This window comes from Staphylococcus delphini (genome assembly GCF_900636325.1).
Lineage (GTDB): Bacteria > Bacillota > Bacilli > Staphylococcales > Staphylococcaceae > Staphylococcus > Staphylococcus delphini.
On the sequence record NZ_LR134263.1, the window covers coordinates 581,653 to 593,867 of the forward strand.

10 protein-coding genes are annotated in these 12,215 nt (G+C 37.5%); 5 read left to right on the forward strand and 5 right to left on the reverse strand.

Annotated elements, in window-relative coordinates:
* Nucleotides 1–18: 18 nt before the first annotated feature.
* Nucleotides 19–477, forward strand: a complete 459-nt coding sequence (locus tag EL101_RS02450) for a DUF2871 domain-containing protein (protein WP_096598697.1) — start codon at nucleotides 19–21, stop codon at nucleotides 475–477.
* Nucleotides 478–957: 480 nt separating this feature from the next.
* On the opposite strand, the gene EL101_RS02455 is transcribed toward EL101_RS02450, so the two are convergent.
* Both EL101_RS02455 and EL101_RS02460 read right to left on the reverse strand, forming a co-directional pair.
* On the reverse strand, nucleotides 958–1,374 hold the full coding sequence (locus EL101_RS02455; RefSeq protein ID WP_096598699.1) for a GNAT family N-acetyltransferase: 417 nt from the start codon (nucleotides 1,372–1,374) through the stop codon (nucleotides 958–960).
* Between the two features lie 20 nt (nucleotides 1,375–1,394).
* Nucleotides 1,395–2,423, reverse strand: coding sequence for an NAD(P)/FAD-dependent oxidoreductase (locus EL101_RS02460; protein WP_096598701.1), 1,029 nt, complete (start codon nucleotides 2,421–2,423; stop codon nucleotides 1,395–1,397).
* A gap of 409 nt (nucleotides 2,424–2,832) precedes the next feature.
* Here EL101_RS02460 and EL101_RS02465 point away from each other — a divergent pair, with 409 nt between their 5' ends.
* On the forward strand, nucleotides 2,833–4,032 hold the full coding sequence (locus EL101_RS02465) for an IS110 family RNA-guided transposase (protein ID WP_338419000.1): 1,200 nt from the start codon (nucleotides 2,833–2,835) through the stop codon (nucleotides 4,030–4,032).
* A 565-nt stretch (nucleotides 4,033–4,597) separates the two neighbouring features.
* Here the strand turns inward: EL101_RS02465 and glcP are convergent.
* A complete protein-coding gene (glcP, locus tag EL101_RS02470; RefSeq protein ID WP_096597115.1) occupies nucleotides 4,598–5,941 on the reverse strand; it encodes a glucose transporter GlcP in 1,344 nt (447 codons plus the stop codon).
* 232 nt (nucleotides 5,942–6,173) lie between these two features.
* Nucleotides 6,174–7,169, reverse strand: a complete 996-nt coding sequence (locus EL101_RS02475) for an oxidoreductase (RefSeq protein ID WP_096597117.1) — start codon at nucleotides 7,167–7,169, stop codon at nucleotides 6,174–6,176.
* 263 nt (nucleotides 7,170–7,432) lie between these two features.
* Between EL101_RS02475 and EL101_RS02480 the strand changes: the two genes are divergently transcribed.
* The 3 genes from EL101_RS02480 (at nucleotide 7,433) to EL101_RS02490 (ending at nucleotide 10,697) form a co-directional block, all read left to right on the forward strand.
* The gene (locus tag EL101_RS02480) at nucleotides 7,433–7,819 is read left to right on the forward strand and encodes a GNAT family N-acetyltransferase (RefSeq protein ID WP_240622722.1); all 387 of its coding nucleotides are present in this window, start codon (nucleotides 7,433–7,435) and stop codon (nucleotides 7,817–7,819) included.
* A 104-nt stretch (nucleotides 7,820–7,923) separates the two neighbouring features.
* Nucleotides 7,924–8,634 carry a hypothetical protein gene (locus tag EL101_RS02485; protein WP_096597119.1) on the forward strand — a complete coding sequence of 237 codons (711 nt, stop codon included), beginning with the start codon at nucleotides 7,924–7,926 and terminating at the stop codon, nucleotides 8,632–8,634.
* A gap of 458 nt (nucleotides 8,635–9,092) precedes the next feature.
* Nucleotides 9,093–10,697 (forward strand): L-lactate permease, encoded by a 1,605-nt coding sequence (locus EL101_RS02490; RefSeq protein WP_096597121.1) that lies wholly within the window; start codon nucleotides 9,093–9,095, stop codon nucleotides 10,695–10,697.
* Between the two features lie 244 nt (nucleotides 10,698–10,941).
* Here the strand turns inward: EL101_RS02490 and EL101_RS02495 are convergent, their stop codons facing one another.
* Nucleotides 10,942–12,117, reverse strand: a complete 1,176-nt coding sequence (locus EL101_RS02495; protein WP_096597123.1) for a glycosyltransferase family 4 protein — start codon at nucleotides 12,115–12,117, stop codon at nucleotides 10,942–10,944.
* Nucleotides 12,118–12,215: the final 98 nt, after the last annotated feature.

Below are 12,215 nucleotides of genomic sequence, written 5' to 3' on the forward strand. Positions count from 1 at the left end.
CAACGGAGCGTGAAAACAATGAGACGTATTTTATATGCATTTATGACTTATACCGTGTTGGGACTATTGAGTGGATTTGCTTACAGAGAATTAACAGTACATTATGAATTTACGGGTTCTACCCAAATGAGCGTAATGCATACACACTTATTGACGCTCGGTATGTTTATGTTTTTAATGTTGATTCCGATAGAAAAATTATTCAAGATTAGCAGCTACTATTTATTTAACTGGTATTTTATTATTTACAATATGGGTGTGTTGACGACGGTATCAATGCAGTTTATGAAAGGGTTTAAGGAAATTTCAGGTGGTACGATTCCAGCGTCGTTTGCAGGATTTGCCGGTATTGGGCATGTGACGATAACGGCCGGATTCATTCTGTTATTTTTCTTATTAAGACAAGCCATTCTAGTGTCACCACGAGATGGTGCTGTTGCCAAAGATGAAGTGAAAGACGAAACATCTGTTGAATAAAACGATGAAAACAAAAAGCCATTCGGGGATGGGGCATAAAAATTTTTGATGCTATTGATGCAATATTTTTGTTAAACTTGCCCTCCCTATGATTTGTGGCTTTAGATTGCCTTCATGGCTTCGCGTTCTAGGGGCTGGCCCTTCAACTAACTAACGCTTGATTAAACTGTTACATTTCTAGAGGCGTTAGTGGATTTTCCGGACCAGCTTGATCCCTCAGGAGTCTCAGCCTTCTGGGCAATCTTACATCAAATACAGTCGATTAGGGCAAGTTTCTGAAATCAAGAAAACAATAGCATCAATTTTTATCCCATTCACGCTCATTTTCTGACCGTTTTAAAGTCATTAATGAATATGCAATCTATGTATGGCTTGAAGCTTAATTTTTTCAAGCCCCATCCCTTGGTATACACAACAAAATATAGTAAAGGAGCTGAGGAATCTTAATGCCCCAGCTCCGAATGGCTTTTTGTATGCGTGTCACTTTTCAACGGGATAGTGGCGGTACATCCCACCTGAATGCGGTTCTGTTGAGATAAAACCGAATTGCGCATAAAGTTGGTCGGCAGGATATTCCGCGATAAGACTGACATATGTTCCGGGTTGTCGCACGGACTCAATGTACTCCATAATCTGTTGCATAATCGTTTTGCCGTGACCTTGACCTTGGTATTCTGGACGTACTGCAATATCGATAATTTGAAATGCGGTAGCACCATCTCCAATGACACGTCCCATACCGATCAGTTGATGGTCGTCATAAAGCGTCACTGTAAAACACGCATTCGGCAATCCAATAAGAGCAGCAGCTTCTGATTTGGCACTTAGCCCCGCGATACGACGGAGTTCACAATAGTCGGCTGGGGTTGGAATTTCATATTTTACTTCCATTGTCATGACATCACGTTCCTTTCAATCTAGTGTGGTAAAAATTGACGATTCGCTTCTTTAAAGACATCGTTATGACTTGATACGTATCCTTCTTTTGGTGCTGAAGGATCAATGTATTGTTTTGCACTGTTTGCCGCATGAGCCGCATCGCTGAAAGCACTCGCGATTAAATGTACTTTTGCGGGATGTTGGACAATGTCGCCACAAGCATAAATACCTGGGACAGAAGTACATGTGTTTTTCTCACCATACACATAATCGTCGTTCACAGTTTGAATTGTAACATCTGAATCGTTTAAAAGTGTCAATTCGCGTTCGAAGCCATGACTAATAATGACGTCATCTACACGATGGCGCGTTGTTTCGCCCGTTTCACTATTTTCAAGGACGACTTCGTTAATTTTGTTCGCGTCATCCGCAGTACTCTGCAACTGTACAATTTTGCTATTCGGAAACTTTTGGACATTTAACGTATCCAAAATATTTTGCATCGCTTCATGACCAGAAATATCTTTTTTGCGATAAACGAGTTTAACACTTTTCGCATAACCGGATAAATCACGTGCCCAGTCTAACGCAGAATTGCCCGCTCCTGAAATAAGAACGTGTTTATCTTTGAATTTTTGATATTGTTGCACGACATAATGTAAGTTCGTTAGTTCAAATCGTTCTGCACCTTCAATTTTGAGTGGTAACGGTTTGATGATGCCAGCGCCTATCGCAAGAATGATGGCCCGTGACGTTAAAGACTGCCCGTCAGCTGTAATGACTTCAAAATGATGTTCATCATGTTTGATAATATTTGTGACTTTCGTTTCGAGCAAAACTTCAGGGTTAAAATGAAGGCCTTGTTGAATAATATTTTTTAAGATGTCATAACAGGATTGAGGTGCCACACCGCCAATATCCCAAATGATTTTTTCGGGATAAATTTGCATTTTACCACCTAATTCGCGTTGGACATCTACAATGCGTACGTCCATCCCTCTAAGGCCTGCATAAAAACTCGCATATAAACCTGCCGGGCCACCGCCGATAATTGTTACATCTTTCATTTTTTACGCTCCCTCGAGTTAATCTGATGCTTTCTATTATCATATAAATGAGAATAATTATCAATTGAATCGCCGTAAATGTCTAAAATATATTTTGAAATATACACATGGCAGTACTGAATGCGGTCGATAAGGGGGCATAAACATAAAAAAAAACATACTAAGATTAGCTGTGAAGAAATTTATGACGATAGATTTCTTCACAGCTATTTTTTATAGTTGTAGAGAGAAGTAGATCGAGCAGCTCCGTGGATCTTTGAATCCGTAAAATAAACTGATCAGCTTTACTCTCCTTTTGAAATTCGATTGAAGTATGTTGGGTTCTAGAAACCGTGTATAGGAAAATGAAATGAAAAAGGCTAAGTAAAGTTAAAATCTTCTCAATTCAATAAAGAAAGGTATGATTTTTATCAACTGTTTAGGCATTGATGTAAGTAAGTCAGAAAGTGTGGTCGCACATTATAAGGATGAAGTTTTGGTTAAAGAATTGGTCATTCAAAATAATCAAAATGGCTATCGTCATCTTGAAAATTATATCAAGCATCTTGATTCCCTATTTATCCTCTTTGAATCAACAGGTATTTATTCAAGGGGCATGAAACGCTTCTGTGCAGTTCACAAAATAGATTACTTAGAAATGAATCCCCTAGAAGCCAAGTTCAAAATGAGTTCATTAAGGTCATGGAAAACAGATAAATCAGACGCACATAAACTTGCACTTCTTGCCTTTAGAATGAAAGATTCAAAGGTACAACGTCAGTCTGAAGAGATATACTTTGAACTGAGAGAACGTGCACGCTTTCACTTAGAAATGGAGACGAACCAAAATCGTCTCAAAGTTGAGTTAGTCGAAACACTACATCAAACATTTCCAGGGTTAGAAAAGTTATTTACTAACAGATATTCAAAAATCGCATTAAATATAGCTAAAACATTTCCTCATCCTGATTATGTAAGCATGTTGTCTGATGATGAATTAGTCGAAAAAGTGCTTCATTCAACTGATAAAGGCATTTCAGTTAATAAAGCTCACAAGTATGCCCAAAAATTAATTGAGATCAAGAATAATAGTTTTCCGAATGTGGACAAGTCTTCTTTTCTAATAAAAAAAGTCCAATACCTATGTGACAAACTGCTTATTGCGATAGAAGAAAAGAAAGTATTTGATCAGGAAATGATTGATCTAGCAAAAAAAACGACTGAGTTTGAAAACATTATTTCAATTCCTGGCATCGGAGAACTCACAGCTGCATTGCTTATTGGGGAGCTTGGTGATATTAGAAATTTTAAAACAAATAAACAACTGAATGCATTTGTAGGTATTGATATTAAACGTTATCAATCAGGAACTTCAAAAAGTAGAGATACAATCAACAAAAGAGGAAATAAAAAAGCGAGACGTTTATTGTATTTGATCATTATGAACATTATTAGGGGAAGAAATCATTATCAAAGCCATATTGTGGATTATTATTACAAATTAAGAGAGCAGCCTCATGGGAAACCCCACAAGACTGCCGTAATAGCGAGTATCAATCGCTTATTAAAGACCATTCACTACTTGATAGTCAATGATAAATTATATGATTATCAGAAAGCACCCCACTAACGAAACCATATAATCATATACATCATAACACCTTATTCAAAAAAGTAAAAATTGGACGGTCTAGTTCAGTAATGTCATTTTTAATTAACACGCCCTTGACAAATCGTAGGATAAGGAGCTGAGACATTAAGATTCCTCAGCTCCTTTACTATATTTTGTTGTGTATACCGAGGGATGGGCTTGAAAACTTTTGATGCTATTGATGCAATATTTTTGTTAAACTTGCCCTCCCTATGTCTTGTGGCTTTAGATTGCCTTCATGGCTTCGCGTTTCCTAGGGGCTGGCCCTTCAACTAAATTCGGCTTGATTGAAATGAACACTTGATCGATGCCGAATTAGATTTTCCGGACCAGCTGATCCCTCAGGAGTCTCAGCCTTTTGGGCAATCTTATATTAAACACAGCGAAACTGAGGGCAAGTTTATGAAATCAATAAATCAATAGCATCAATGTTTTATTCATTCATCTTCATTTTCCAACTACTTTAAAATCATTTAATCAGTCAAAAATATATGAATGGATTGAGACTTGAAATTTTTTATGTCCCATCCCCTATCACTATATTTTATTCGATATTTTTCGCATTCGTACGTGCACGTAAATCTTGTTCGATTTGTTCAAGGCTACGACCACGTGTTTCAGGCAGGAATTTCATAACGAAAATCATTGCGATGATACCAATGACTGCGAAGATTAAAAAGACTTGTTGAACTTCAAGCACGTCAGTAAGCACTGGGAAAAATTGTGCTACGAGTAAACTACCAATTGACAGTACGAGTGCTGCAATACCTGTTGCTGCACCACGCGCACGCATTGGGAATAATTCTGGTAACATCACCCATAATACAGGGCCCCATGACACACCGAAGAAAATAATGAATGTTGTTAAACAAAGCATAATAATCCAAGCGGCACTATTGACCCCGATAAGCCAAATTAATGCACTCATAATCAGTAACGAAGCGACCATGCCGATGTTGCCAATGACAAGTAATTTTTTACGGTCAATTTTGTCGATAATTGAAATTGCGAAAATAGTTACAAGCACATTTACAACACCGATGCCGACTGTACTTAAAATAGCTGTTGATTCACCTAGACCCGCTGTTGCGAAAATTTTCGGTGCGTAATAAATAATGGCATTAATCCCAATCAATTGTTGGAGTAATGCAAAAATACTACCGATAATGATTGTCGACAACAACCAAGGCGATTTAAGAACAGTCCAAGTGTTATCAGCAATTTGATTGATTTTCTTCATGTTTTCGATTTCATGATCGATTTCCGAAGCTGGGTAAGTCAACTTCATGACGTCACGTGCTGCTTTTTCACCACGTTTTTCAAGTAACCAACGTGGGCTTTCAGGCATGAAAATAACCCCAATCATCAAAATAAGAGATGGCACTACTGCTAAGCCAAGCATCCAACGCCATCCTTCAATCGGTGCAAATGCATAGTTCACAAGGTAAGATGCTAAAATACCGATTGTGATCATTAATTGGTTGAGTGAACTTAATGAGCCACGTGCGTCTGTCGGTGCAAGCTCAGATAGATAAACTGGAACAATCGCAGTAGAACCGCCGACAGCTAAACCGATAATAGCACGACCTAAAACTAAAATTTCCATCGTTGGTGCGAGCGCTAAAATTAATGCACCGATAATAAAGACGATAGAGATCATAAAGACTAAACGACGGCGACCCAATTTTTCAGATAATGGGCCACTTAACCCGGCACCGATAATCGCGCCGACCAACATGGATGAAACAACAAGCCCTTCAGTATATGCGTTAAGTGGGATGTCATCCTTTAAATAAAGTAATGCACCGGAAATAACCCCCATGTCATAACCGTATAATAAACCACCTAAAGCACCAATGAAGAAGATCATCTTTTTATTTATTTTCATTGTGCAACCTCCAATATTTTTCTGTATTCAAGTATACGCTTTCATAAGATAATAGTAAATTATAAAATTTTGCAAGTTTAAAGCTTTGTAATCGATAATAACTTGTCATTGCAAAATATTTGTAAACTATTCGTCATACGCTTTGATTCGACAAAGTTTGTCTTCCAATAATTTTTACGATGTTGCTTCAAAAGTGTGACGGATATCACATTTCTGAAGCAACTCATGTTATTTAAGCTTCAGGACGTAAATCAACGACAATACGACCTAAAAAGTCATGTTTTTCTGCTTGTACTAAATACGTTTTCAATTCACTAAAAGGAACCACGGTTTTAATGTCATGCAACTTTTCAGGTTTTAAATCTTTAGAAAGACGTCGCCATAAATGCTGTCTACGTTGCATTGGAAAAGCGACTGAATCTGCACCTAAAAGTCGGATGCCACGTAAAATAAATGGATAGACTGTGCTTGTGAATGTAGCACCACTTAAATTACCACTAACGGCAACTGCACCGTGACGTTGAATACGTTTTAACACTTCAGTTAAAGTTTCGCCACCGACAGGATCGATTGCCGCTTGCCATTCTGTTGAAGCGAGTGCTTTGTCAGTCACTTCATCCATTCTAGGGATAACCGTACGTGCACCTAACGCTTTTAATTGCTCATGATGTTCGGATTGACCAGAACTTGCGATAACTTTATAGCCAATTGCATTCAACATCATGACCGACATCACGCCGACACCACCTGTAGCGCCACGGACGAGTACCGGACCATTTGTACTTGTTATTTTATTGTCTTCTAACAATTGAATAGAAATTGCTGCTGTAAAACCTGCAGTACCAATAATCATTGCTTCTTCCAATGTTAAGTCTTCAGGCAGATGAACTAACCAATCACCTTTCACACGTGCGACTTCACTAAAACCGCCGTCATGATTCACACCGAGATCATAACCCGTGGCAATGACTTTGTCGCCTTCTTTAAATGATGGGTGGTCTGACGCCATCACGACACCAGCCAAATCAATGCCGGGTACAATCGGATAATTGCGAATGATTTTATTGTTCGATTTTGTAGCGAGTACATCTTTATAGTTAATACTTGAATAATGTACACGAATTGTGACATCACCTTCAGACAAGTCATCTAACGTAAGCTCTGTGTAATCCGCAGACAATGCGTCTTTATCATGATTCACGCGAAAAGCTTTAAATGTTGCTGTCATATGCATATGCCTCCTCAAATTTTTTCGTTCACACTTTACCAAAAACGCTCATGAAAGACAATTAGATTGCTTTTGCTCGTTGAAGTATAGTGTCTCGTGTACAATAAAAGAAAAAGTGGGGAGTTGAGACGTTGGGATATGAATTGAGAAAGGTGACTTTGACAGAGGTCGCCACATTATAACAGATAAGTAAAGATACGTTTTATGCGGCGTATCGGGATGATTATGAACAAGCATTATTTGACAGTTACTTTGTAGAAGAGATGTCTATAGAAAAGTTAACGTCTGAATTAGAAGATCCGGATATGCACTTTTTCTTTTTATATCACGATGATGCAATAGTCGGTTACGTGAAAGTGAATGTTGAAGCGGCACAAACGGTAGCAAAAGGGATACAGTATGCAGAACTTCAACGGATTTATTTGTATCCTGATTATCAAGGGCAAGGATTGGGACAACGGCTGTTCGATTTTGTATGTAACTTTGTAAAAAATGAACTAGGAAAGCCCAAGTTATGGTTAGGCGTGTGGGAAGAGAATAGTCCGGCACTTAAATTTTATTTGAAACAAGGGCTTGTTAAAACAGGCGTACACCCATTTAAGATGGGAGGACATATCGACGAAGATTGGATTATGGAGAAAGATTTATAAAAATTATTTGAAAATTTTGCCGGAAATGTTTAGTATTCAGTGTGAAGTGTATAAAAAAGTGATAGAGCTTTTCTATATTATTGACTGAATGAGGAGGAAGCATCATGAAAAGATTATTGGCAAGCTTGATGATTGTACCGTTATTACTCGTAGCATGTTCTGACGACGAAGGTAAGGACAAAGATCAGTCGTCGAACAAAGATCAAACAACACAAAAAGATAAGAAAACAGATCAAGACAAGCAAAAAGAAAAAGACAACAAAGCAAAAGAGAAGAAAGAGAAGGACGACAAAGCAAAAGATGAGGAATCTAACGACAACGGTGCGTCATCATCAGACAACAATCAAGGTGCTCATGATGGACAAAGTACAACTGAGTCACAACAAAATCAAAATCAGGCGGACCAAGGTCAATCATCAGCACAAGGTCGGCAAAACAATGCATCAAATAGTAACGGAAATGGACAAAATCAAACATCTCAATCATCTTCACAATCACAACTGAAATACGTCGCACCATATCAAGGACAAAATGTGATACCTGTAGCTCAAAATATCGTGCGTCAACAAGTTGATCGTCAACAAGCATTGAGACATCTTCCGAACTTCCAAACATCACTCGACAGTGCACAAGCAGAAGTGAATCGATTAAATGGTCAAAACAATCCTTATAATGACTATGCATTGCAAGGTGATGGTAACCGTTACAGTTACATGTTTAGTTTTATTAATCAATCACAGCCGGGTACATATACAATCGTGACAGTAGATGGGACTGGCCAAGCGAAAATTGTAGACCCAGCGTATCGTCAATAATGAATTTTGCGCAAAAAGGTTAGGCACATGAGCGGCTTAACCTTCTTTAATTTTTCTACATAAAAATGATGAGATGACATGTGAATTGCCCTTCATGATTATCGCAATAGAATTTTAGTATTTAGAGATTTGATATGATAGTGAAAAGTGAAAAATAAACATATAGTATAAAATGAATAAGCATTTTTTAACTTTGCATTTTTATGATATTGAAATCTATCATTGCAATTAGAAAAAACAACTTATATAATCTAGAATAAACGTCATTGTATGGCAATAAATACACTTTTTAAATGTTGATGACACGAATAAATAGTATTCTACAATTATTGAGAAAATATTCACAATCACTATTGAATTAATTGGTTTAGCATGGTATATTTTATGTGAAATCAATCACATGTCCCCTCATGGAGATTGACGCATAAAAAATAAATATTGAAGGTAGATGAAAAGAGATGTTAGTAGAGAATTTTGATCCATTTCACAATCTTGCAATTTCTGCATTGGTTGCAAGTATTCCAATCATTTTATTCTTGTTATGTTTAACAGTGTTTAAAATGAAAGGGGTTTATGCTGCAATTACAACACTCGTCGTCACACTTGTGATTGCATTAGCTGTATTTAAATTACCAGTAGGCATTGCTTCTGGTGGTATTTTAGAAGGTTTCTATCAAGGTATTTTACCAATTGGCTTTATCGTTATGATGGCCGTATGGTTATACAAAGTAACAGTGGCGACTGGTCAGTTTGCTATTGTACAAGATAGTATCACGACAATTTCTGAAGACCAACGTATTCAATTGTTATTAATTGGTTTTGCGTTCAATGCATTTTTAGAAGGTGTAGCCGGATTCGGTGTACCAATCGCAATCTGTGCGGTATTACTGATTCAACTTGGATTTAAACCATTACAAGCCGCAATGCTATGTTTAGTAGGTAACGGTGCAGCAGGTGCATTTGGTGCCATTGGTTTACCAGTTTCTGTTATCGATACATTAGCATTAAAAGGTGACGTATCAGCATTAGACGTTGCTCAAGCGACAAACTTAAGTTTACCAATTTTAAGTGTCATTGTTCCTTTCTTATTAGTCTTTATTATCGACGGATTTAAAGGCATTAAAGAAACATTACCAGCAATTATTGTAACAATCGTGCCATTCGTAGTATTACAAGTATTCTTTAACCAATTTTTCGGTCCTGAATTAGTGGATATTCTTCCACCACTTGCATCAATGGGTGCATTAGCATTATTCTCTAAAAAATTCCAACCGAAAAATATTTTCCGTTTGAACGCAGGCGAAGAAAAAATGGAAGTCAAACATCATTCTTTCAAAGAAGTTGTGTTTGCATGGAGCCCATTCATTATTTTAACGATTCTTGTATTAATTTGGAGCTCAAAAGCATTTAAAGGTCTCTTTTTGGAAGATGGCGCATTGTCATTTATGAATATTAAATTTGGTATTCCAGGAACAATGAATGATATTTCGGGTCAACCGATTATGTTAACATTCAATATTTTAAATCAAACAGGTACTGCATTATTGATTGCCGGTATTATTACGATTTTAATTTCTTCAAAAGTCAACTTCAAACGTGCCGGTGCATTGTTTGTAGAAGCATTTAAAGAATTATGGTTACCGATCTTAACGATTTGTTTCATCTTAGCTATTGCGAAAGTGACAACATATGGTGGTTTAACAAGTGCGATGGGTGAAGGTATTTCAAAAACTGGAGCAGCCTTCCCATTCTTATCACCAATTCTCGGCTGGGTCGGCGTGTTTATGACAGGTTCAGTAACAAACAACAACGCATTATTCGCACCAATTCAAGCGTCAGTTGCTCCTCAAGTCGGTACAAGTGGTGCATTACTTGTTGGCGCTAACACTGCAGGGGGTGCGATTGCGAAATTGATTTCTCCACAATCTATTGCGATTGCGACTGCAGCCGTAAAACAAGTCGGTAGAGAGTCAGAGTTGTTGAAGATGACTTTAAAATATAGTGTTGGTTTATTGATTTTCTGGTGTATTTGGACGTTTATTTTATCGTTAATTTTAGGTTAATGATTGAAGGGCTGACATGGCTGATTTCAGGCTGTGTTAGTCTTTTTTGTTTTGGAGATAATTAAGTTGTTTGTAGATTCTTGGATTGCTTGGAATTTATCGATTGTTTGAAAAATTCTCCCTTTCACAGGGGCTATTTTATGGATTACCTACAGTTCACAAGGTAATGCGAATAATTCTACTATTCATTCGCATAAAAAAGAGGATGAGAGATTAAAGTGCTCCCAGCCTCTTTTTCAACCAGTCATGATGGATGTGTTGTCATCACATAATCCACGGCTGTTCTAAACTGATTATAAATGGCTTCAGGCTGATACTGTTCTACCGTTTGATAGCCACTTTGAATAATCGGGTTTAAATATTTTGAATGTCCATATTCCACAATTTCTAAGAGCTGCATAGCGAGTGCTGACGTTTGAAGGTGTGGCACTAAGAAACCATTACGGTTATGTTGAATCAGTGATTTCGGACCGGTATTGCCATCAAAACTCACGACGATACTGCCTTGGTTCATCGCTTCTAAAATCGTCATGCCGAAGCCTTCATTACGTGAGGGGATACATGTAATCTTACTTTCTGCAATATACGTGCTGAGATGTTGTGTTGTTGGTCGTAAAAAGACAAGATCTTGTAACCGTAAAAAGTTGATCTGTTGTTGTAATGCTTCCTTCTCACTACCATCTCCAAAAATCGATACAGTATATCCAAAGTCACGCAAATCTTCTTGTATTTCATAAACTGCTTGAATAAGGAGATCAAATCCTTTTTCATATTCAAAGCGACCTGCTGCGATAATTTGGTTTTTCTTCATAATATGATGGCGCTTTTCATCAATCATATTTGGAACGACAAAAATCGGTGCATCTAAATATTGTGTATAGCGCTGTTTATCCGCTTCAGTTAAAGTCGTGATTGCATTGAGATGTGGATAATAAGTCAATATCTCTTCTTTCAACTCTTGGCGATGTGCATCCAAGTTCATATGCTCCATCCCGATAGTTAATTGATGACTTTTCGCAAATCGTGCAATGAGAAGATTGTGGCTCGCACGTGTACCGACAAAAATATCTGACGTGTCATTTTGGATGGCGCGAATCATCTTTTTTTCAATATAACTCGAATATTGACGAAAACCAGGTTCGTAAGGTGTTAAATATTTGGGTTTTAACAATGGCGTAAACTTACGAATGCGATTTGCTGCGAGTGGGATGAGATTTCGTAAGCCAAGTTGATAATGAACTAATGACTTAACTGTGACGCGTGAATCAAGCTCGAAATACGGCTGTTGCTTCGATTTGAAAATTGAAATAATCGTGACTTGATGTCCTTGATGAACCAATTGATTGGCAAGGTTGGTAATCGTCTTAACTGTACCGCCAACAGCAAAAATATTGTGCATTAAAAACGTGATAGACTTCATGACGCATCCCTCGATTAGTTACTTTTTCTTCATTATAGCACTGCTGAAATGTGGAGTGTTAATGAATTGTGAACGTAATATGTAATTAATTTGATGAA